General features: G+C 61.3%; 12 protein-coding genes and 2 tRNA genes. 8 read left to right on the top strand and 6 right to left on the bottom strand.

Features of this window, described 5'->3' with window-relative positions:
• Position 1 precedes the first annotated feature (1 nt).
• The 5 genes from LA321_RS10735 to LA321_RS10715 are packed head-to-tail and all read left to right on the top strand — an operon-like array spanning position 2 to position 4,128.
• Positions 2 to 544 carry a DUF3261 domain-containing protein gene (locus LA321_RS10735; protein WP_224212207.1) on the top strand — a complete coding sequence of 181 codons (543 nt, stop codon included), beginning with the start codon at positions 2 to 4 and terminating at the stop codon, positions 542 to 544.
• The gene (locus LA321_RS10730; protein ID WP_042072754.1) at positions 541 to 1,707 is read left to right on the top strand and encodes a beta-ketoacyl-[acyl-carrier-protein] synthase family protein; all 1,167 of its coding nucleotides are present in this window, start codon (positions 541 to 543) and stop codon (positions 1,705 to 1,707) included. Before LA321_RS10735 ends, LA321_RS10730 begins: the two co-directional genes overlap by 4 nt.
• Complete coding sequence (locus LA321_RS10725; RefSeq protein ID WP_042072755.1) at positions 1,704 to 2,165, top strand: ApeP family dehydratase; 462 nt, start codon at positions 1,704 to 1,706, stop codon at positions 2,163 to 2,165. The genes LA321_RS10730 and LA321_RS10725 overlap by 4 nt, the downstream gene beginning before the upstream one ends.
• On the top strand, positions 2,162 to 2,887 hold the full coding sequence (locus LA321_RS10720; RefSeq protein ID WP_042028334.1) for a 3-ketoacyl-ACP reductase FabG2: 726 nt from the start codon (positions 2,162 to 2,164) through the stop codon (positions 2,885 to 2,887). The genes LA321_RS10725 and LA321_RS10720 overlap by 4 nt, the downstream gene beginning before the upstream one ends.
• Positions 2,884 to 4,128 (top strand): beta-ketoacyl-ACP synthase, encoded by a 1,245-nt coding sequence (locus LA321_RS10715; RefSeq protein WP_042072757.1) that lies wholly within the window; start codon positions 2,884 to 2,886, stop codon positions 4,126 to 4,128. Before LA321_RS10720 ends, LA321_RS10715 begins: the two co-directional genes overlap by 4 nt.
• 59 nt (positions 4,129 to 4,187) lie before the next feature.
• On the opposite strand, the gene LA321_RS10710 is transcribed toward LA321_RS10715, so the two are convergent.
• Entirely contained in the window at positions 4,188 to 4,913 is a 726-nt protein-coding gene (locus tag LA321_RS10710) for a carbonic anhydrase (RefSeq protein WP_042072758.1), read from the bottom strand.
• Between the two features lie 448 nt (positions 4,914 to 5,361).
• On the opposite strand from LA321_RS10710, the gene LA321_RS10705 reads away from it, so the two are divergent.
• Positions 5,362 to 6,339: a cytochrome-c peroxidase gene (locus LA321_RS10705; protein WP_042072760.1), complete on the top strand. Its 978-nt coding sequence runs from the start codon at positions 5,362 to 5,364 to the stop codon at positions 6,337 to 6,339.
• A 57-nt stretch (positions 6,340 to 6,396) separates the two neighbouring features.
• Here LA321_RS10705 and LA321_RS10700 read toward each other — a convergent pair whose 3' ends face one another.
• From LA321_RS10700 to LA321_RS10690, 3 genes are all read right to left on the bottom strand, one after another.
• Positions 6,397 to 7,671, bottom strand: coding sequence for an alpha/beta hydrolase (locus LA321_RS10700; protein ID WP_042072761.1), 1,275 nt, complete (start codon positions 7,669 to 7,671; stop codon positions 6,397 to 6,399).
• 417 nt (positions 7,672 to 8,088) lie between these two features.
• Positions 8,089 to 8,164, bottom strand: a tRNA-Asn gene (locus LA321_RS10695).
• 4 nt (positions 8,165 to 8,168) lie between these two features.
• Positions 8,169 to 8,244: transfer RNA gene (locus LA321_RS10690), tRNA-Phe, on the bottom strand.
• Between the two features lie 231 nt (positions 8,245 to 8,475).
• On the opposite strand from LA321_RS10690, the gene rraB reads away from it, so the two are divergent.
• Positions 8,476 to 8,811, top strand: coding sequence for a ribonuclease E inhibitor RraB (gene rraB, locus LA321_RS10685; RefSeq protein ID WP_042072770.1), 336 nt, complete (start codon positions 8,476 to 8,478; stop codon positions 8,809 to 8,811).
• 54 nt (positions 8,812 to 8,865) lie between these two features.
• On the opposite strand, the gene LA321_RS10680 is transcribed toward rraB, so the two are convergent.
• Positions 8,866 to 10,830, bottom strand: coding sequence for a sensor domain-containing protein (locus tag LA321_RS10680; protein WP_042072762.1), 1,965 nt, complete (start codon positions 10,828 to 10,830; stop codon positions 8,866 to 8,868).
• Positions 10,831 to 10,999: 169 nt separating this feature from the next.
• On the opposite strand from LA321_RS10680, the gene LA321_RS10675 reads away from it, so the two are divergent.
• Positions 11,000 to 11,494, top strand: coding sequence for a hypothetical protein (locus tag LA321_RS10675; protein ID WP_042072763.1), 495 nt, complete (start codon positions 11,000 to 11,002; stop codon positions 11,492 to 11,494).
• Between the two features lie 68 nt (positions 11,495 to 11,562).
• On the opposite strand, the gene LA321_RS10670 is transcribed toward LA321_RS10675, so the two are convergent.
• The gene (locus LA321_RS10670; RefSeq protein WP_224212206.1) at positions 11,563 to 22,062 is read right to left on the bottom strand and encodes a retention module-containing protein; all 10,500 of its coding nucleotides are present in this window, start codon (positions 22,060 to 22,062) and stop codon (positions 11,563 to 11,565) included.
• Between the last annotated feature and the right edge of the window lie 46 nt (positions 22,063 to 22,108).

Genomic DNA, 22,108 nt, shown 5'->3' with positions numbered 1-22,108 from the left:
GATGTGTTTGCTGTTGCTGTTGGGCGGCTGCAGCAGCCGGCAGGGGGTGGAGGCCTTTATCGCCCCGAACGTCCCCCTGTCGCTGCCGGCGCCCACCCTGGCCGAACCTCTCACCCGCCAGCAACTGCTGCTGGCCAGCGCCCAGGGCAAGCAGTACCAGCTGCTCACCGCCCTGGAGGCGGGCCCGCAAGGGATCACCCTGGTCGGCCTGATGCCCACCGGGGCACGCCTGTTCAAGGTGCAGTACGATCGAAGCGGCATTCATAGCGAGCGCCTGCTTCCCCTGCCGGGTAACGCCCTGCCGCCCCCCGCCCAGGTGCTGGCGGATGTCATGCTCTGCTACTGGCCCGTGGCCGACTGGCAGCCCCGCCTGCCCGCCGGCTGGCAACTCAAGGACGAGGGAGATGTCCGGCGCCTCACCGATCCCGCCGGAGAGCTGGTCACCGAGATCCGTTACCACACCTGGCAGGGCCAGCGCGAGCCGGTCAGCCTGACCCAGCACCGCTTCGGCTATGCCCTGACACTGGAGAGCCTGGCCCCATGACCCTCTACGTTCACGCCTACAGCCTCATTAACGCCCTCGGTCGCGGCAAGGAGGCGGTGTGCGACGCCCTCAACGGGTGGCATAGCCGGGGTGAGAGCCCCCTTGATAAAGAGCACTGGACCCTGGTCGATGGCCGCACCTCGCCGGTGGGGCGGGTGAGGGATCCGCTGCCCGAGGTGGCGCAGCCCCGCCACGACTCGCGCAACAACCAATTGCTGCTCGCCGCCCTGGCCGACATCGAAGCCGAGGTGAGCGCGGCCATCAGCCGGGTGGGCGCGGATCGGGTGGCCCTGGTGCTCGGCACCAGCACCTCCGGCATCGGCGAGGCCGAGGTGGCCGTGGCGGCGCAGCTAAGAGGTGAAGCGATGTCGCCCCGCTTCGACTATGCCCAGCAGGAGCTGGGATCCCCGTCGACCTTTCTTGCCGAGCATCTGGGCATACTGGGACCGGCGATGACCATCTCGACCGCCTGTTCGTCGAGCGCGCGGGCCTTTATCACGGCGCGCCGCCTGCTCGAGAGCGGCCAGGCCGATGTGGCCCTGGTCGGCGGTGCCGACTCCCTGTGCGGCCTCACCCTGAACGGTTTCGACAGCCTGGAGTCCTTGAGCGAGCGGCGCTGCCGTCCGTTTGCGGCGGGGCGCGACGGCATCAACATCGGTGAAGGGGCGGCCCTGTTTCTGGTGAGCCGCGATCCCGCCCCCCTGGCCCTGCTGGGAGATGGGGAGTCGTCGGATGCCTGGCACATCTCGGCGCCGCACCCGCAAGGGGAAGGGGCCGAGCGGGCCATGCGCATGGCGCTGGCGCGCGCCGGCCTTGAGGCCGAGCACATCGACTATGTCAACGCCCACGGTACCGCCACCCGTCTCAACGACGAGATGGAGAGCCTGGCCCTGTCGCGCCTCTTCCCTCACGGGGTGGCGGTGAGTTCCACCAAGGTGCTGACCGGCCACACCCTTGGGGCGGCCGGAGCCACCGAGGCGGCTTTGTGCTGCCTGCTCCTGGAGCGCGCCCTGCCGCTGCCCCCGCAAGGGGAAGCGCAAGACCCGAGTCTGGCCCCGCTCACGCTGGTCAGGGAGGCCGGGGCGGCCCGCATCATCATGTCCAACTCGTTTGCCTTCGGTGGCAACAACGTGAGCCTTATCTTTGGCAAAGAGGCGCCATGACTTTTCCTCCCATAGAACAACTGCTGCCCCACCAGGCGCCCATGTTGCTGCTCGATCGCGTCACGGCGTTTGAGCCCCAGAGCATCAGCTGCGAGACCCGGGTGGGCGAGCGGCACGCCCTGCTGCTCGATGCACAGGGCAACCTGCCCGGCTGGTGCGGCATCGAGCTGATGGCCCAGGCTATCGCCGCCTGGGCCGGCTTGCAGGCGCATCAACTCCGCGAGCCGGTGCGTATCGGCATGCTGCTCGGCACCCGCAAATACGAGAGCCATCTGCCCACGTTTGCCGCTGGCAGCCTGCTGCGCATCGAGGCGCACTGCCTGCTGCAGGACGCCGGCATGGCCAGCTTCGAATGCCGCATCCTGCAAGGTGAGACCCTGTGCGCCAAGGCGCGCCTGAGCACCTACCAGCCCACGACGGCCCAACTGACAGACTTACTGGAGACCCAATCACAATGAACTCGACCGTATTGGTAACCGGCGCCAGCAAGGGGATTGGCCGGGCCATCGCCCTGAAACTGGCCGCCGACGGCTTTGCCGTGGTGGTCCACTATCACGGGGATCAACAGGGCGCCCAGGCGACCCTCAACGACATCGTCGCCCAAGGGGGGAGCGGGCGCCTGATCCAGTTCGATATCGGCGATCGGGAGCAGTGCCGCGAGCGCCTCGAAGCCGATATCGAGCAGCACGGCGCCTACTACGGCGTGGTCTGCAACGCCGGTATCGTGCGCGACGGCGCTTTCCCGGCCCTGACGGACGGGGAGTGGGACGACGTCATCCACACCAACCTCGACGGCTTCTACAACCTGCTCAAGCCCTGCATCATGCCGATGATCGGGCTGCGCCGCGGCGGGCGCATCGTCACCCTGTCGTCGGTCTCCGGCATCATGGGCAACCGTGGCCAGGTGAACTACAGCGCCTCCAAGGCGGGCCTCATCGGCGCTACCAAGGCGCTGGCACTGGAGCTGGCCAAGCGGCGCATCACGGTCAACTGCGTGGCCCCCGGCCTTATCGACACCGGCATGGTGAGCCCCGAGGTAGAGAGCGAGGCGCTCAAGATGATCCCCCTCAAGCGGATGGGACAGGCGGACGAAGTTGCGGGTCTGGTCTCCTACCTGATGTCCGACATCGCCGGCTACGTGACCCGGCAAGTGATTTCCATCAACGGAGGCCTGATATGAACCGACGTGTCGTCGTCACCGGCATCGCTGGTGTGACCGCCTTTGGCAACGACTGGGCCATCGTGAAGGCTCGCCTGCAGGCAGGACGCAGCGCCGTGGTAACCATGCCGGAGTGGGCCGTCTACGACGGGCTCAACACCCGGCTGGCGGCCCCCATCACCGATTTCTCCCTGCCGGCCCACTATCCGCGCAAGAAGACCCGCGCCATGGGCCGCGTCTCCGAGATGTCCACCGTGGCCACCGAGCTCGCGCTGGAGCAGGCCAGGCTGCTGGGTGATCCTGTGCTGACCGATGGTCGTACCGGCATCGCCTACGGCTCCTCCACCGGCAGCACGGCCCCCATCAGCGCCTTTGGCGCCATGCTCAACGACAAGACCACCGCCAGCATCACCGCCACCACCTATGTGCAGATGATGCCCCATACGGCGGCGGTCAATACCGGCCTCTTCTTCGGCCTGCGTGGCCGGGTCATCCCCACCTCCAGCGCCTGCACCTCCGGCAGCCAGGGAATTGGGTATGCCTATGAGGCGATCCGCCACGGCTACCAGACAGTGATGGTGGCGGGCGGCGCAGAGGAGCTCTGCCCCTCCGAAGCCGTGGTGTTCGACACCCTGTTCGCCACCAGTCAACTCAACGACACCCCCGAACTCACCCCTCGCCCGTTCGATCGGGATCGCGACGGTCTGGTCATCGGTGAGGGGGCCGGCACTCTGGTGCTGGAAGAGCTGGAACACGCCCTCTCGCGCGGCGCCCCCATCATCGCCGAGCTGGTGGGCTTTGCCACCAACTGCGACGCGGCCCACGTCACCCAGCCCCAGAGCCAGACCATGCAGCTGTGCATGCAGATGGCGCTGGATCAGGCAGGGCTGACCCCCGAGCAGATCGGTTACATCAGTGCCCACGGCACTGCCACCGAGCGCGGAGACATCGCCGAGAGCCAGGCAACCGCCGCCATCTTTGGTGACCAGACCCCCATCTCGTCCCTCAAGAGCTACTTCGGCCACACCCTGGGGGCCTGCGGCGGCATCGAGGCCTGGCTGTCGCTGGAGATGATGCACGATGGCTGGTTTGCTCCGACCCTCAATCTCGCCAACCCGGATCCGGCCTGTGCCCCTCTCGATCACATCACGGGAACGGGCCGCGAGCTGCCGGAGATCGAATACCTGATGTCCAACAACTTCGCGTTTGGCGGCATCAATACCTCCCTCATCTTCCGGCGCTGGGACAACTCGCAACCATAAGCAAAGATGCCAGTTGGCAAACGCTGACTGGCATCTTTCTATTTCCCCCTCTTCATTCCTTATTGCAGGACGACACGGCCGTTAAGGGGCTGCACCGGCCGGTTGTTGGGGTGGTGCATCACTTCCTTGAAGGCATCGATCTGGGCCTGGCTGGCCTCGACCGGTTGCTTGAGCACCAGCCAGCGCACCCCTTCCGAGCAAGGGGGCGTGGTGAGGGAGCCGCTGAAGCGGTAGTAGTCACGCTTGGCGGGCAGCAGTTGCTCGACCGCAACCGGTGCCTTGAGGGCATGGCTCTCACCCGCCTTGATTGGCAGTTGCCGCCACGCCTCGGCCAGCACGGGATTGGCCTTGCCCACCTCGAACATTACCGCCACCACGGCAAGCTCCCCCCTGCCATTGGCGTGCACCAGATGCCCCTCCAGCGGATAGGATTTCCCTTCGATATGATTCTCGCTCGGCGCGTGGAAGTGGAACTGCTTGAGCTCGAAGCTCATGCCATCGAGCTCAAGCGTACTGCCAGGGGCATAGCCGATCTGCACGGTATGACCGTTGTTGCTTGCGAACTCGCCCCCGGCACGGTAGTGAAACACCAGAGGGGGCAGATCGGCCTCGACCAGACCGGTCAGATCCACGGGAGATTGGTTGCTGCCCGCACAGGGGCTGAATTCCGGCGTCAGTTTGGCCCAGTGGTCGGGACCTGCCGCCCCGCTGTATTCCCAGTGCGGGGCCGCGGCAAACGCGGGAAGAGCGAACAACAGGCTGCAAGCCAGCAGAGACGTTTTCATCATGCATCCTAATCTTGATTGAAAAGCGGGCCGTCCCTCTCCTCATCGAGGCAGGTAAAGAGGGCGGCATTTCTGGAATGCAGGGTGCAGTGGTTCAGACCGGAATATTTATTATTGGCAGCGAGTTATTGATGGCATTCAATAATGCATTTTAAATAAATCTAATTAATAAACTCGCTGTCTCTGCATATTGGATAATCGCTTTATTCAATGGTAGCAATCTAATTAATTGGCTATGGGAAATGATGAATTAGGCCATAAATTACTGGTCAGAAATTCGCATGTTTTTTCCTCGCAAGACCCCGCCACCAGTCCGTCCGTAATTATCCAATTCATTGTTTTTAATGTGGTTTTTGTTGTGTTCAATTGATCTTGAGCAAATAACAACCAGGCTTTCCCGGTCAGGCTGGGGCTGCTGTTAGGCACAGCCAAAAGGGAGAGAAAAAGAATGAATAAATATTGTCTGTTAATGGTGTTGGCCCTGCCCGGGATGGGCTGGGCAAGCGAACCCATTCAACCCATAGAAGCAGCCAAGGTGAGCGCACCGGAAAAAGTCGAACTGGGCAAGATGCTGTTTTTCGAGCCGCGACTTTCCAAATCCAATGCCATCTCCTGCAACTCCTGCCATAACCTGGCCACGGGGGGCGTGGACAACCAGGTCAGCTCCCTCGGTCACAAGTGGAAGGAGGGGCCGATCAATTCGCCGACCGTGCTCAACTCCAGCCTCAACTTCGTGCAGTTCTGGGATGGCCGGGCCAAGGATCTGCAAGCCCAGGCGGCCGGCCCCATCGAAAACCCGCTGGAGATGGCCTTCAGCCACAAGCTGGCGGTGGAGACCCTGCGCACCCTGCCCGAATACCGCGCCCGCTTCAACGCCGTCTACGGCAAGGCAGAGTTCGACATCAAGGAGGTGACCGATGCCATCGCCGCCTTCGAAGAGACCCTGGTCACCCCCAATGCGCCGTTCGATCGCTGGCTGAAGGGTGACAGCAAGGCGCTGACGGCGCAGCAGCTCAAGGGCTATCAGCTGTTCAAGGACAAGGGGTGTACCGCCTGCCACAACGGCGCTGCCATCGGTGGCAACTCCTATCAGAAGATGGGGCTGGTCAAGCCGTTCAAGACCGACAACCCGGCCCAGGGGCGCGGAGCCGTCACCGGTGAGAAGCAGTTCATCGGCTGGTTCAAGGTGCCCACCCTGCGCAATATCGAGCTGACCTATCCCTACTTCCATGACGGCTCGGTCTGGGATCTGAAAGAGGCGGTGCAGATCATGGCCGATATCCAGCTGGGCCAGCAGTTGACGGATCAGGAGGCCGAAGACATGACCGCCTACCTCAAGAGCCTGACTGGTGAACAACCCCAAATAGTGTTGCCTATCTTGCCCCCCTCCCAGCCCGACACCCCGAAGCCGGTGGTCAAGAGCTGAGCAATCGAAACAGGGGCCATCAGGCCCCTGTTTTCATGCCACACAATCCAAGACGGATCAGCAATCCCGGTTCAGGGCGATGAGGCGATCGAGCACCCGTTCACCATCGACCCGCAGGCCGTTGTGCTCATACTCGTTGGTGATCCAGGCCCGGCTGTTGCCCAGTGTGCGCAGCGTATCGCGGCTGTAATCAAACTCCACATACATGTCCTCGGCATAGACGGCACAGGCCACCGGCACCTTGTTGCGGGCCAGCCGGGCGGGATCATAGAGCCGGCCCCAGTCACGCTTCTGTGCCAGCAGATGGGCCGCCTCCTTGAGGGGCACCAGCTCGCGGAACTGATCGAACATCCAGGGGAAGATCATCTCGCCGGTGAAGGCGAAGTCCTTGCCCGGTTCCCAGTCGAAAAGGGGGTATTCGCTTCGGACCCGCTCGGCCGCCCAGCGGGTCGCCTCCCCTTCGGCGTAGATGGCCTCGTGCAGCACGGCAAACAGCGGATTGGTGTTGAACGGCTGCATCCCCTGCACTTGATAGAGGAAGGCCGGGTTGATCTGCTCCCCGATAAAGGCCTCTTCCAGCAGGTAGTAGAGCTCTTCAAAGGCGCCGCTGGCCCCCAGATCCAGCCCCTGTTGCTGGAACTGCTCCACCGTCAGCCGTTGGCCGTTGGGCAGGCGCACATCGTGCTGGTGCAGATGGGTGGCCAGCCGGTTGGCAATGCCCTGGGCATAGGGGAAGCGGGCGAAGAAGGCGCGGTTCTTGTCGACAACCCGCTGATAGGTGGCGCGATACACCTCGTCGGCACTGCGCCCGATCGGGGCGACGCCCCCCGTGATGTAGACCTCCCGCAGGCTGTCCGGGAACAAAGAGAGATAGGTGAGGCAGCAGAAGCCGCCAAAGCTCTGCCCCAGCAGGCTCCAGCGATGGGAAGGAGAGATCTCCAGCCGGATGAACTCGGCATCACGCACTATGTTGTCGGCACGAAAATGACTGAGGTACGCCGCCTGCTCCGCCGGCGTCATGGCAGCCAGCAGCTGGCCATGGATCGGGCTCGACATGCCGGTCCCCCGCTGGTCGAGCAACACCACCCGAAACTCCTGCAACGCCCGCTTGAGCCAACCGCTGTTGGCGGTCGGCCGTGGTGACCCAAAGCCCGGCCCCCCTTGCAGATAGAGCAGCCAGGGCAACTTGTCATCCAGCTTGTCCTTGCGACAGAGGGTGCGGGCAAACAGGGTGATGCTGTCGCCATCCGGATCGTCGTGATCGAGCGGGACGGTATAAAAATGCGGCTCGCAATGGATGCCGTCCAGGACATAGTGCAGGGGGCTGTTCATCTGGGATCTCTCCGTCAGGATGGGAACATGGTGGGCCTCATCATAACGTTGCAAAGATGCCGGGTCACTTCGGTTTTTCAAAACATTAACAATGAGTTAAATACTCAGGATGGCGCAAGCCACAGCGACCGGAAACATCTTCGTCAAGGACGATTGACGTCCATGTTGCCTTCGACCAAGATGGCTCGCCGGCACGTAAAGTGCAGGCCGATGGACGCTGCGAGCAGGGAGAAGAGCGTGATGAAACCCAAGTGGATCAGGGGCAGAAAGAAGGAAAAGATGGCAAGCCCTGGCGGCGTGCTGCAGACCGGTATGCTGGTGTTCGGCGCCACCTGCGGGGCGACCCTGTTTCTGGCCGCCTGCAACAGCAACTGATAAACGAAAAAAGCCCGCTCGATTGAGCGGGCTTTTCGAATTTGGCTCCTCCTACTGGACTTGAACCAGTGACATACGGATTAACAGTCCGCCGTTCTACCGACTGAACTAAGGAGGAATTGTGGTGCCCAGAGACGGAATCGAACCGCCGACACGGGGATTTTCAATCCCCTGCTCTACCGACTGAGCTATCTGGGCAACGGCGCGCATTAAACCCTTTCCGGCGTCGGGTGTCAACCGCCATGCAAGATAAAAAGCGCGTTCGCTCAACAACTGAACGCAATGGGCAGTTATTCACCATTTCAAGGTGATACGGGGGCCTGCCCGCAACATTATCCTGCCACCACCGATCTGCCGCATTGAGCCGGATGCACTCTGCGAGTATGCTTTGCCGCAATGATAACGCCTGGAGGCAACATGAGTCTGAATATGCAAGAGTGGCGTGAAGAGACCACCGAAATCGTCAATGAACTGCTGGCTGACGGCAGCAACCCCGAGGCGGATTACGACATTGAGCACCACTTCGCCTGCCAGGACTTCGACCGTCTGGAGAAGGCCGCGGTCGATCTGTTCAAGGCCGGCTTTGAGGTGACCGATGCCGAGGAGATGGAGCTGGATGACGGCGCCACCATCTTCTGCTTCGATGCCACCTGCGAGAGCAAGCTGAATGTCGAAGCGATCGTCGCCGATATCGCCAAGATGATGCCCATCCTCGAGAAATACGGGGTGGATTACGATGGCTGGGGTACCTACTTCCAGGAGTGATGTCCCCTCATCAAACAACAAGGCCACCCTCGGGTGGCCTTGTTGTTTGGGGCGTTACGCCAGATAGGTGGTGGCGAACTCCTCCGGCGGCAGGGGGCGGCTGAAGAGATACCCCTGCAGCCGATCACACCCCGCCTCCATCAGCCACTGCTGCTGCTCCGGGGTTTCCACCCCTTCGGCGGTGATCCCTATCCCCAGCTCATGACCCAGGCCAATCACCGAGCGAATGATGGCCGCGGTGGCCGTGTTGCTCTCCAGCCCCTGGGTGAAGCTGCGATCCAGCTTGAGGGTCGCCACCTTGAGGCGGGGCAGATAGGCGAGCGAGCAGTAGCCGGTACCGAAATCATCGATGGCCAGCTGAAAACCGGCGGCCAGCAGATTGTCGAGGTTGGTCTCTATCTCGTCGGCATTTTCCATCAAGACCCCTTCGGTGATCTCAAGCTCCAGCTGACTGGCCTTGAGCCCGTGCCGGGCAATGCAGCCCTGCACCAGCTCGCACAGCCCCGGATCCCGAAACTGCAGCGGTGACAGGTTGATGGAGAGCACCATGTCCGGCAGCGCCGCTTGCCACTGGGCCAACTGGGCGCAGCCCTGCTCCAGCATCAGCTGACCGAGCTGGCCGATGAGGCCCATCTCCTCCGCCAGCGGGATGAACTCCTCGGGGGAGATCATTCCAAGCTCTGGATGGGGCCAGCGGCAGAGCAGCTCGGTACCATGCAGCCGATGGCTACGGGTGCAGATGATGGGTTGGTAGACCGCAACCAGCTGGGCGGCCTTGATGGCCAGCGGTAACTGGGAGGCGATCAGCTGACGCCGCTTGAGCCTGGCATGAAGTGCGGGATCGAACAGGGTGTAGTTCTGCTGCAACTGCTTGCCCTGCGCCAGAGCGGCTTCGGCATGGCTCAGCAATCGTTCGGCATCGCTCGCCCGCCCCTGGGCCAGCCCCAGAAACACCGGGATCTGAATACGGTGATCCTCGATCAGATAGTGCTCCATCAGCTGTTTCTGAAGATGGCGGCACCATGTCGAGAGCGGCTCGCTGAGCTCGGGCAGCAGCAGGCAGAAGTCATCGGCCGCCACCCGGCAAAGCAGGGTGCGGGGAGGCGCCAGCTGCTGCAGTCGCTTGGCCACCTGGCTTAGCAGGCGGTCGGCGATCCGGATCCCGAAGCGATCGTTGATCTCGCGAAAATGGTGCAGGTCGATCAGCACCAGGGTGGCGTTGCGGGTACCGAGATGACGGCTGGTCTGCAAAAAACGGGAAAGTTTGAGCAACCCGGTCAGGCTGTCGTAATGCTGCTCCTGCTGCAACTGGGCCTGGGTGGTGCGCAGGCCCGTGATGTCGCGCCCCAGGGTCAGCGTTCCCAGGGAGTGGCCATCGCCCCCGGGCACATCCACCCGGGTGATATCCATGTGTCGCCCCTGACCACGAGCATCCAGCAGGCAGCACTCTCCGGGCCCCATACCCTGGGGTGCCGCCAGAATATGTTGGCTCTGCTGACCCAGTACCTCCTCGGCGTTGTGGCCAACGAAGTCGAGAAACGCCTGATTGCACTCCAGCAAGACACCGTTGTGGTCATCGAAACGGATCAGATCCGGGATCGCATCGAGCAGAAAGCGCTGCAACAGCTGCTGCTTCCTGAATGTCTCCTCGAGTGACTTGCGCTCGGCAATTTCGTTGACGACGCCAAACACGGCGCAGGGCTCCCCCGCCTCGTTGTAAAGGGGGATCTTGTGGGTCTCCGACCAGCTGCCCCGCTCCCCGTTCTGGCAATAGAGCTGCTGGTTAAGCAGGGGGCTCCCCTCTGCCAGCAGCTTCTCGTCTTCACTGCGAAACACATCCCCCCAGGGCATCTGTGCATCCGTCTTGCCAACCAGCTCCGCCGGTGAGGCGTACTGTGCCTCGCTGGCAAAGCGGCGATTGACGAACAGATAACGCCCCTGCTTATCCCGGCAAAAGATACTCATGGGCAAGTGGTCGATGATCTGTTGCAGCAGATCCGGAGTGAGGATGTTGTTCACGGAGGCGCTTATGGAGGAATTTCGAGCAAATCTATGATAGACAACTCATTTTGTAAAGCGGCGGACAAATTGACGAGGCGTTGGATGCAGGATGCCTGCTGACAGAAAATGGCGCGCCGGCGATAATGGGCACCGGTTGGCCAATGGCCTGTTTATGGACGAGAGAAAAATGAAAAAAATAATGGGGGGCGCCCTGGCGCTGCTGCTGATTGGTTGTGCTGGTGACAACAATGGTGGTGAGGCGTATCGCTACAATCCGCCGATTGCCAAGGCCACCAACAACACCCAGGAGATGGCGATCCCGGTGGATCTGGTATGGGCGCGCGCCGAGAAATGGTTCGCTGATCATGGTCTGAGCATCGAGAACAGCCAGCGTGGTTCCGGTCTGATGACCGCCAGCGTGAGCCAGGCCGCCGACGGGCTGGAGTGGCTCGATTGCGGCACCATGGGTGCCAAGGTCGCACTGGGCAACCCCAACCTGCAGATCAACCTGATCATCACCCAGAGCGGCAACAACAGCGTGGCCACCGTCAACGTCAAGGGCAACACCGAGCTGTTCTTCGTCGAGTCGTCCGGCGAGCGCGTGCCCGCCCCCTCCATCCAGCCGGTCTGCGTCTCTCGCGGCACCCTGGAGCAGAGCCTGTTCGCCACCCTCGGCAACTGATTTCACGCTCTTCGAACAATAAAAAAGCGGCAGATTTCTCTGCCGCTTTTTGTTGCCCCGAACCGGGATTACTTGTCGATATCGAGCAAGTGGTTTTGCAACATATAGTTGATTACCTGTTGGGAAGCATCCGCCTGAGATGGGCCATAAACCCCATTGGAATCCCCAGTAATTGAACTGAAGTTCTCGCCCAGCAAGACAATCTCCTGACTGACCTGATTACTCCCCGCCGCCGACTTCACCTGCAAATGCACGCCATCTTGAGCTTCGAAGGCCGAAAGCAACTTGCTGATATCTCCCTCCAAATTGCTGCCGCTGTGATCCAGCATATCGGAGAGATCCAGCTTGTCGGAGTGGGCGATGTCCACACTCTTGAAGTAATTCCAGCCGTTACTGCTCTGTTGCCAGCCTGACGTATGCTCCACATTGAAATCGGTAATATAGTCAATGGCGTGATCGGGAGTCATGGCTGCATTATTTGAGCCCTGCTCCAGGGCATCCCCCAGTTGCCACTGGAAGGTATCGGCACCATCCCCTCCTGTCAGTACATCTCCGTAGTAGAGCTTGCCATCCACGCTGAGCGGGCCGGAAGAGCCGTGTCCATTGGTTCCTCCAATCAGAATATCCTCCCCCTGGCCCCCGGTCAGATGGTCATACCCCTGGCCACCATAGAGAGTCACACCGGAACGAGTGTCGATATTCTCTTCGATCATGACCTGAGGACCACCGCCATGCACACCACCCAAGGCGATATGCACCTGGCTGTCGTTGAGCACTGTCAGGTGATCATCGCCATCATTACCTGCGAAGGTTCGCCCGTTGTCTGACGGTTCGATGGTGATGGCCAGCGATCCTGTCGCTTTATCACCATCCGCATCCACCAGATCGAAACCGATGATCTTGCTCTGAGCACCAAGCTGACTGGTTTGGTAAAGATACTCCCCCGTCACCAGACCAATGGTCAGCTTGTCACCATTACCCAGGGTAATTATCAGTTGCTGATGCTGGGCATCATAGCTTCCCCCCTGAGCTGCGCCGCTCACCAGACGACCATTCTCAATCGCATAGATGTGACCATCGACGCGCACTGTGCTGATGGCGCCACCGTCAGCACCGGCACCGGTTCCCGCCTGGCCAAAGAGATCACCGCTCACTTCTCGCTGAACCGTACCGCTGATGGCTTGATCCAGCTTGCCCATATCGGTCACGACAATGGCATCAGTGTTCTGCTCGGATACCCCGTCATAGGCAGCGAGATTGAGTGCATCTTGATTGATTTGAGAACCCATTCCCAAGGCGAAGCTCTTGATGTCATTTGCCTTGAGGAAGTTCAGCCACTTGTTCTCGGGTACCCCATAGTTTGCCCATGGTTCCCCGTCGGAGAAGAAATAACTGACATTCTGCACACCTTGTCCCGTCAATTTACCCGGGTCGGCAAACGCATCGATACTCTCGTTGATGGCATCCTTGTAGTTGGTGCCCCCATCTGCTCGCAAGGACCAAACATAGGTCTTGGCCTCGGTCACCGTCATCCAGCGCTCACCGATGTCATCGGCCTCACTGCTGAACGTCACGATACGCACCTTGGTGCAACCCAGACTGTCATAGGTATTGAGCAGGGAAATGAGTGACTCCTTGGCAATATCCAGTCTCGTCTTGCCTGGAACGCCAGAGGCATAGTCCATGGAACCCGATACATCGACGATCAACATCAGATTGGTCTGGATCCCCGAGCCATCGATATGCCCTGCCTGAGGCGTGACCACCATGGGGCTGTCATCCTCAATGGTGATTGGCAGCTTGCCGGTGGTTACCGACTGCCCGTCAGACACATTCACGTCCAGCTCGAAGCGAAGTGTATCCTCCTGACCCGCGACAGGGTGATCGACAGGCCCCTTGAGGGTCACCTGATAGCTCCACTCTCCCTTACCCGTGGCATCAGGCGGTGTGAGCTTGACCTCGAGCACCGGCTTGCCATTGGCACTGCCTATCAGAGTCTGCCCCGACATACTCCAGGTGATGGCACTCCCCCCTGACGTCAGCCCGGTGGGGCCGTTGAGGGTGACACTCACCTGACTGCTATCGGCGTCTTGCACGACCAGCTTGCCAGATGCCACAACGTTGTTGGTAGTATCCACACTGCCTTGACTATCTGGCAATGCTCCTGCCAGCCCCTCTTCGGAGAGCTGTACCTGCCCGGAAATCGCCAGTGTCGGACGCGCATCGTTATCGTGGATGACACCCGCTCCGCTCACGCCACCTATGGTCAGTTGGAACCGCTCATCCGACTCAACGAGGCGATCATCGACCGCAGGTACATACACGGTGAAGCTGCTCACCCCCGCAGGAACGACAATCTTGCCAGTCTGGCTGTTGTAGCTCACCCCATTGCTGAAAGTCAGGCTTCCCAGATCACCGGCCGATGTCGGTGAAGCGCCGGTCCCCAGAATAGAGAGACTGTACTCGGTCGCAATATTGGTCGCGGCCGTCAAAGTCACGTTGTGAGCCAGTGAACCACCCTCGGTCGCCGACGCATCAGATACGGTGGCAATGGTAGGAGCGCTCAACGGGTTGACTGCGAAGCTGCCCAAGGCCCCATCACCATCCTTGTCCACGGCCCTGAAGACGAAGTCGATATCACCATCACCGACGGGACGCTGCATCTCCCTGTACTGGAAGAATTCCCATTGACCGTTACCTGGCGTGAACTCCAGCTTGAAGATGAGGTTACCGTTTTCATCCTTACCCAGCAGGGTGTTCGTCCCATCGGCTACCAAGCTGATCAGAGAACCAGCGGCGGTCTTGAGTCCGCTCTCGCCGGAAACCAGCTCGAGCGCCCCCTTGCCGTCCGCCCCCCACTGGGGATTGACCGCCCCGGAACCATAGGCGATAGCCTGAGGCGCATCGGAGCCCAAGAACTCGACAGATTTGATGGTGAAGTCACTGTTGTCCTTGGTGGTGAAGGCGTTACCGTTATCGGTAGCCTTGATCACCATGGTGTCAAAGCCTCCCAGCTGGACCTGGAAGTTGGCCGCATAATCACCACTACTGGTATTGGAACTGAACGTCTGGGTTGCAATCAGCTTGCCATCACGCCAGAACTCCACCACCCCGCTCTCCAGCTCACCACCATAGATCTTGCTGAACTCGAGCTTGGCACCGTAAGCAACCGTACCGGCATCCAGCTTGAAAACCAGCTGTTCGGAGGCACTGGAGCCATCCGCAAACTTGCGGAAATCCACTTCATTCGACAGGTTGTGATAAGGCGCCCCCACGCTCTTGACCCCGATGCCATCCGACGAGCCATTGACAGAGGCATCGATCAACTTGGAGGACGTGGCAGATTCGAACCCTTTGGCCGTAATGGTGAAACGACCGGCATCGATCATCGACTTGTCACCGGAATATCCAGTCAGGCTGAATTTACCGGTCAAAACATCCGGGATCTGGGTACTGGTGACAGAGACAGCCACGCTGTTACCGGCTATTGGAGCATCATCTTCGATAATAATCGGCAGCTTGCTGATGACACTGGACTGTCCATCACTCACGGCTACGTCCAGGTCGAAGCGAAGCGTATCCTCTTGGCCTGCGACAGGGTGATCGACTGGCCCTTTAAGGGTCACGACATAGGTCCACTCCCCTTTGCCGCTCGCATTCGGAGCCGTCAGAGCCACCTCGATCACTGCCTTGCCAGCAGCGCTGCCTACCAGTGTCTGACCAACCATGATCCAGGTAATGGCCTGACCACCCGAAGTCAGATTGGAAGGCCCGCTCAGAGTCACCGTCACACGGCTGCTATCGACATCATTCACGACCAGCGTACCGGAACCCACCACCGAGTTGGTCGTATCCGTGTTACCGCCATTATCTGACAAGCCACCGGCCAATCCCTCTTCCGATACGGTCACACTGCCATTCACCACGACACTCGGCGGCGCATCATTGTCCAAGATGGTAGAAGTAACGCGATCCTTGCCGGCATCAGCGACAATGGCCTCGAATGCCGTATTGCTACCAATGCCACTGATAGTCGCGACCAGCCCCTCTGACGGTTCATAAGTCGCATCATTAACCGTGTTTACGGTAAATGTTGCCTTGCCATCAGAGCCGATGGTCACCGAGTTCAACCGCCCCGTCGTATCGGAGTCATTAGCAGCAGGACCGCCCCATGCAAGGTTGACGACCACTTCTTTACCGGCAGGGACGGTGACAGCATTACCCTTGCCATCAACAAGGCTAACGGTATAGATCAGCTGGCCACCTTCGGCCACGCTCGACTGGTCCACGCTGATTTGGGCATAAACCTGGTCGCCCTGGCCCTGCGGCTCGTCGGTCACCGTGGTGGTCACCGTCTCCTGGCCCAGGGTCAGCTGCTCGAAGTTGTCCGCGCCACTCACGCCGGTCAGTTTGGCGCTCAGGTCCGCCTGGCCACCGCTGTAGACGTCGTCCCCGGCGGTCACTGTCACGCTGCCGCTGGTTTCGCCCGCAGCAATGGTGATGGTCTCGCCGTTGCTCAGGGTAAAGCTCAGACCGTTGTGGCCACTCACCGGCAAACCGTCTTTGCTGGTCAGGGTCACGGTGTAGGTCACCTCACCCCCTTCGGCCACGGTAGTCTTGTCCGCCGTCAGGGTCGCCACCACCTCGCTTTCGGTGTCGCTGATCCGGACGCTGGCGTCGCCACCGAGCGTCAGGTTTTCAAAGCTCTTGCCAACGACGCTGGCACTGTCGATACCCACGGTCAGGGTCTCGCCGTCCTTGAACACGTCGTCGCCCTGCGCGTCCGGGCTGTAAGTGGTCTGGCTCTCGCCCGCCTTGATCACCACCTGCTCGCCGTTGCTCAGGGTGACGGTCAGGTCACTGTCCAGTGCCTGGCTCACCTTGATGGTAAACACCGGCTGGTCGGCTTCGCTCACATCGCCATTGCTCTCGATGGTCACCGATACCTGGTCGCCCTGGCCCTGCGGCTCGTCGGTCACCGTGGTGGTCACCGTCTCCTGGCCCAGAGTCAGCTGCTCGAAGTTGTCCGCGCCACTCACGCCGGTCAGTTTGGCGCTCAGGTCCGCCTGGCCACCGCTGTAGACGTCGTCCCCGGCGGTCACTGTCACGCTGCCGCTGGTTTCGCCCGCAGCAATGGTGATGGTCTCGCCGTTGCTCAGGGTGAAGCTCAGACCGTTGTGGCCACTCACCGGCAAACCGTCTTTGCTGGTCAGGGTCACGGTGTAGGTCACCTCACCCCCTTCGGCCACGGTAGTCTTGTCCGCCGTCAGGGTCGCCACCACCTCGCTTTCGGTGTCGCTGATCCGGACGCTGGCGTCGCCACCGAGCGTCAGGTTTTCAAAGCTCTTGCCGTCAACCACCGCCTCTTTCAGGCCCACGGTCAGGGTCTCGCCGTCCTTGAACACGTCGTCACCCTGCGCCGCTGGGCTGTAAGTGGTCTGGCTCTCGCCCGCCTTGATCACCACCTGCTCGCCGTTGCTCAGGGTGACGGTCAGGTCACTGTCCAGTGCCTGGCTCACCTTGATGGTAAACACCGGCTGGTCGGCTTCGCTCACATCGCCATTGCTCTCGATGGTCACCGATACCTGGTCGCCCTGGCCCTGCGGCTCGTCGGTCACCGTGGTGGTCACCGTCTCCTGGCCCAGGGTCAGCTGCTCGAAGTTGTCCGCGCCACTCACGCCGGTCAGTTTGGCGCTCAGGTCCGCCTGGCCACCGCTGTAGACGTCATCCCCGGCGGTCACTGTCACGCTGCCGCTGGTCTGGCCAGCATCAATGGTGATGGTCTCGCCGTTGCTCAGGGTAAAGCTCAGACCGTTGTGGCCACTCACCGGCAAACCGTCTTTGCTGGTCAGGGTCACGGTGTAGGTCACCTCACCCCCTTCGGCCACGGTAGTCTTGTCCGCCGTCAGGGTCGCCACCACCTCGCTTTCGGTGTCGCTGATCCGGACGCTGGCGTCGCCACCGAGCGTCAGGTTTTCAAAGCTCTTGCCAACGACGCTGGCACTGTCGATACCCACGGTCAGGGTCTCGCCGTCCTTGAATACGTCGTCACCCTGCGCGTCCGGGCTGTAAGTGGTCTGGCTCTCGCCCGCCTTGATCACCACCTGCTCGCCGTTGCTCAGGGTGACGGTCAGGTCACTGTCCAGTGCCTGGCTCACCTTGATGGTAAACACCGGCTGGTCGGCTTCGCTCACATCGCCATTGCTCTCGATGGTCACCGATACCTGGTCGCCCTGGCCCTGCGGCTCATCGGTCACCGTGGTGGTCACCGTCTCCTGGCCCAGGGTCAGCTGCTCGAAGTTGTCCGCGCCACTCACGCCGGTCAGTTTGGCGCTCAGGTCCGCCTGGCCACCGCTGTAGACGTCGTCCCCGGCGGTCACTGTCACGCTGCCGCTGGTTTCGCCCGCAGCAATGGTGATGGTCTCGCCGTTGCTCAGGGTAAAGCTCAGACCGTTGTGGCCACTCACCGGCAAACCGTCTTTGCTGGTCAGGGTCACGGTGTAGGTCACCTCACCCCCTTCGGCCACGGTAGTCTTGTCCGCCGTCAGGGTCGCCACCACCTCGCTTTCGGTGTCGCTGATCCGGACGCTGGCGTCGCCACCGAGCGTCAGGTTTTCAAAGCTCTTGCCAACGACGCTGGCACTGTCGATACCCACGGTCAGGGTCTCGCCGTCCTTGAACACGTCGTCACCCTGCGCGTCCGGGCTGTAAGTGGTCTGGCTCTCGCCCGCCTTGATCACCACCTGCTCGCCGTTGCTCAGGGTGACGGTCAGGTCACTGTCCAGTGCCTGGCTCACCTTGATGGTAAACACCGGCTGGTCGGCTTCGCTCACATCGCCATTGCTCTCGATGGTCACCGATACCTGGTCGCCCTGGCCCTGCGGCTCATCGGTCACCGTGGTGGTCACCGTCTCCTGGCCCAGGGTCAGCTGCTCGAAGTTGTCCGCGCCACTCACGCCGGTCAGTTTGGCGCTCAGGTCCGCCTGGCCACCGCTGTAGACGTCGTCCCCGGCGGTCACTGTCACGCTGCCGCTGGTTTCGCCCGCAGCAATGGTGATGGTCTCGCCGTTGCTCAGGGTAAAGCTCAGACCGTTGTGGCCACTCACCGGCAAACCGTCTTTGCTGGTCAGGGTCACGGTGTAGGTCACCTCACCCCCTTCGGCCACGGTAGTCTTGTCCGCCGTCAGGGTCGCCACCACCTCGCTTTCGGTGTCGCTGATCCGGACGCTGGCGTCGCCACCGAGCGTCAGGTTTTCAAAGCTCTTGCCAACGACGCTGGCACTGTCGATACCCACGGTCAGGGTCTCGCCGTCCTTGAACACGTCGTCACCCTGCGCGTCCGGGCTGTAAGTGGTCTGGCTCTCGCCCGCCTTGATCACCACCTGCTCGCCGTTGCTCAGGGTGACGGTCAGGTCACTGTCCAGTGCCTGGCTCACCTTGATGGTAAACACCGGCTGGTCGGCTTCGCTCACATCGCCATTGCTCTCGATGGTCACCGATACCTGGTCGCCCTGGCCCTGCGGCTCATCGGTCACCGTGGTGGTCACCGTCTCCTGGCCCAGGGTCAGCTGCTCGAAGTTGTCCGCGCCACTCACGCCGGTCAGTTTGGCGCTCAGGTCCGCCTGGCCACCGCTGTAGACGTCGTCCCCGGCGGTCACTGTCACGCTGCCGCTGGTTTCGCCCGCAGCAATGGTGATGGTCTCGCCGTTGCTCAGGGTAAAGCTCAGACCGTTGTGGCCACTCACCGGCAAACCGTCTTTGCTGGTCAGGGTCACGGTGTAGGTCACCTCACCCCCTTCGGCCACGGTAGTCTTGTCCGCCGTCAGGGTCGCCACCACCTCGCTTTCGGTGTCGCTGATCCGGACGCTGGCGTCGCCACCGAGCGTCAGGTTTTCAAAGCTCTTGCCAACGACGCTGGCACTGTCGATACCCACGGTCAGGGTCTCGCCGTCCTTGAACACGTCGTCGCCCTGCGCGTCCGGGCTGTAAGTGGTCTGGCTCTCGCCCGCCTTGATCACCACCTGCTCGCCGTTGCTCAGGGTGACGGTCAGGTCACTGTCCAGTGCCTGGCTCACCTTGATGGTAAACACCGGCTGGTCGGCTTCGCTCACATCGCCATTGCTCTCGATGGTCACCGATACCTGGTCGCCCTGGCCCTGCGGCTCATCGGTCACCGTGGTGGTCACCGTCTCCTGGCCCAGGGTCAGCTGCTCGAAGTTGTCCGCGCCACTCACGCCGGTCAGTTTGGCGCTCAGGTCCGCCTGGCCACCGCTGTAGACGTCGTCCCCGGCGGTCACTGTCACGCTGCCGCTGGTTTCGCCCGCAGCAATGGTGATGGTCTCGCCGTTGCTCAGGGTAAAGCTCAGACCGTTGTGGCCACTCACCGGCAAACCGTCTTTGCTGGTCAGGGTCACGGTGTAGGTCACCTCACCCCCTTCGGCCACGGTAGTCTTGTCCGCCGTCAGGGTCGCCACCACCTCGCTTTCGGTGTCGCTGATCCGGACGCTGGCGTCGCCACCGAGCGTCAGGTTTTCAAAGCTCTTGCCAACGACGCTGGCACTGTCGATACCCACGGTCAGGGTCTCGCCGTCCTTGAACACGTCGTCGCCCTGCGCGTCCGGGCTGTAAGTGGTCTGGCTCTCGCCCGCCTTGATCACCACCTGCTCGCCGTTGCTCAGGGTGACGGTCAGGTCACTGTCCAGTGCCTGGCTCACCTTGATGGTAAACACCGGCTGGTCGGCTTCGCTCACATCGCCATTGCTCTCGATGGTCACCGATACCTGGTCGCCCTGGCCCTGCGGCTCGTCGGTCACCGTGGTGGTCACCGCCCCTGGCAGCGCTGGCGCCTGCTCGTAACCGCCGCCACTGGTCTCGCTCACGCTCACCCGGAACTGCTCGGCCGGCTCGGCGTAGACGTCGTCCAAGGTCGCTACATCGAAGCTCACCGAGGTGGTGCCCGCCTTCATGACCAGGTCGCGGGTCACCGCCTGCACATCCCCCTCGTCGGTAGTGATGTGACCCACCACCACCTTGACGGTCAGATCGGTTTTCGGCGCGTCGCTGATGGTCAGGGTGTAGCTCGCCTTGCCCCCCTCGACCACATTGGCATCCCCAGTCAGAGTCAGTGTCGGCGCATCCTGATCATCCACCACGGTATTGGTGATGGTGCCAGTGGTAACCACATTCTCGTAATTGCCGCCGCTGGTCTTATCGATAGTGACGCTCAGTGACTCTTCACCTTGCTGATAAATGTCATCACCACGAACCGGCACCGGATCGCTGCTGGCGCTGCTGGCTCCCACCGGGATGGTGATGACCACGCCGTTGGAAAGGGTCACGGTCAGCGGGCTGCCGGTCACCGGGTTGTTGACGCTGGCGGTGTAGACGATGCTGCCGCCCTCGACCACGTCCTGGCCATGGGTGGCCGAGCTCAGGGTCACTGTGGTGGTGTCCACCGTATCGGCCACCTCGGTGGTCACCGTGCTACTGGTATCCAGTTTTTCGTAGTTGCCGCCGCTGCTGCCAGTGATGCTCACCGTCAGGTTGCTGCCATCTTTGTAGACATCGTCGCCAGGCGCGGCGACCGTCACGCTGCCACTCAGCTCGCCTGCCTTGATGGTGATGCTCGCCCCGTTCGACAGGCTCAGCACCAGATCGTCTTGCGGCGCGTTGTTGACGCTGGCGCTGTAGGTGATCTGGCTCCCTTCATTGACCTGCGCCGGAGCGCTCAAAGTCACTGTGGTGGTGTCGACGGTGTCGTTAATCTCGGTGGTCGTCGAAGGACCGATAATGATCTGATTGAAGCCACCACCCTGGGTGCCGGTGATCGCGACTGTGATGGTTGACGGATCGACATAAGGAGTGTCGCTGGGGGCTGCAACGGTCACGGAACCCGAGCTCTGGCCGACAGGGATAGTGATAACGGCACCGTTGGAGAGAGTAACTATCAGATCGGTACCAAAAACCGGTGTATCCACTGACACAGTGAAGGTGATAGTGCCACCTTCACTCACTCGAGGTGCTGCGGAGAGTGTCAGGTTGGTGGAGATAAATGTCTGATCTTCCCCTCCCAGCGCATCGCGCGGGGGTTCAGCATTGGTGTTGTAGGTCGTGTCGAAACCGGCCTGGGAGATGGTGGTATCACCGGTACGGTCGATAGTGACGAAGCCACCGTTGCCGCTGGCACCGGCCACTCCGCCCACGCCACCACCGGCGGCAGGAGCCCCGCCGGCAGCCGAGGCTTCAAAGGTCTGGGTCGGGTCGGCGCCCCCCAGGATCGCCTGTTGCAGCGCATTGATATCATCCGGCGCACCGGCTGTTTCATTTTGCGCCAGCAGGGTTTCTGCCTCTTGGGCTTGTTCACGGGGTTCTTCTGCGGGGCTCAGGGTGAACTGTTGCTCCCCCCCGAGAAAACTCCCCCCCTCCGGAGAGATGATCACAGCACCTTTTGGCACTACATCACCTTCAGCCAACAGCTTGCGGCTGCCATCTGCGGCCAGCAGATAGACCTCTCCTTTCAGCTGGGTAACGGTTACGCCCTGTGCCAAGGTAATGCTATTGGTGATCATCTTCGCTCCTGAGTCCTGTTTTTGGCATACAAAAAACCACAGCGTA

Origin of the sequence: Aeromonas enteropelogenes, from assembly GCF_020097295.1 — a bacterium.
Taxonomy (GTDB): domain Bacteria; phylum Pseudomonadota; class Gammaproteobacteria; order Enterobacterales; family Aeromonadaceae; genus Aeromonas; species Aeromonas enteropelogenes.
Note: the sequence above shows the minus strand (reverse complement) of the source record. Positions and strands in the feature narration are given on the sequence as shown.

What these genes read in the sequence shown, in the direction of transcription:
- LA321_RS10710 (WP_042072758.1), bottom strand. Translation starts at nt 4,913, where the DNA reads ATGAAAACGTCTCTGCTGGCTTGCAGCCTGTTGTTCGCTCTTCCCGCG.
- rraB (WP_042072770.1), top strand. Translation starts at nt 8,476, where the DNA reads ATGCAAGAGTGGCGTGAAGAGACCACCGAAATCGTCAATGAACTGCTG.
- LA321_RS10675 (WP_042072763.1), top strand. Translation starts at nt 11,000, where the DNA reads ATGAAAAAAATAATGGGGGGCGCCCTGGCGCTGCTGCTGATTGGTTGT.
- LA321_RS10700 (WP_042072761.1), bottom strand. Translation starts at nt 7,671, where the DNA reads ATGAACAGCCCCCTGCACTATGTCCTGGACGGCATCCATTGCGAGCCG.
- LA321_RS10670 (WP_224212206.1), bottom strand. Translation starts at nt 22,062, where the DNA reads ATGATCACCAATAGCATTACCTTGGCACAGGGCGTAACCGTTACCCAG.
- LA321_RS10715 (WP_042072757.1), top strand. Translation starts at nt 2,884, where the DNA reads ATGAACCGACGTGTCGTCGTCACCGGCATCGCTGGTGTGACCGCCTTT.
- LA321_RS10730 (WP_042072754.1), top strand. Translation starts at nt 541, where the DNA reads ATGACCCTCTACGTTCACGCCTACAGCCTCATTAACGCCCTCGGTCGC.
- LA321_RS10705 (WP_042072760.1), top strand. Translation starts at nt 5,362, where the DNA reads ATGAATAAATATTGTCTGTTAATGGTGTTGGCCCTGCCCGGGATGGGC.
- LA321_RS10735 (WP_224212207.1), top strand. Translation starts at nt 2, where the DNA reads ATGTGTTTGCTGTTGCTGTTGGGCGGCTGCAGCAGCCGGCAGGGGGTG.
- LA321_RS10720 (WP_042028334.1), top strand. Translation starts at nt 2,162, where the DNA reads ATGAACTCGACCGTATTGGTAACCGGCGCCAGCAAGGGGATTGGCCGG.
- LA321_RS10725 (WP_042072755.1), top strand. Translation starts at nt 1,704, where the DNA reads ATGACTTTTCCTCCCATAGAACAACTGCTGCCCCACCAGGCGCCCATG.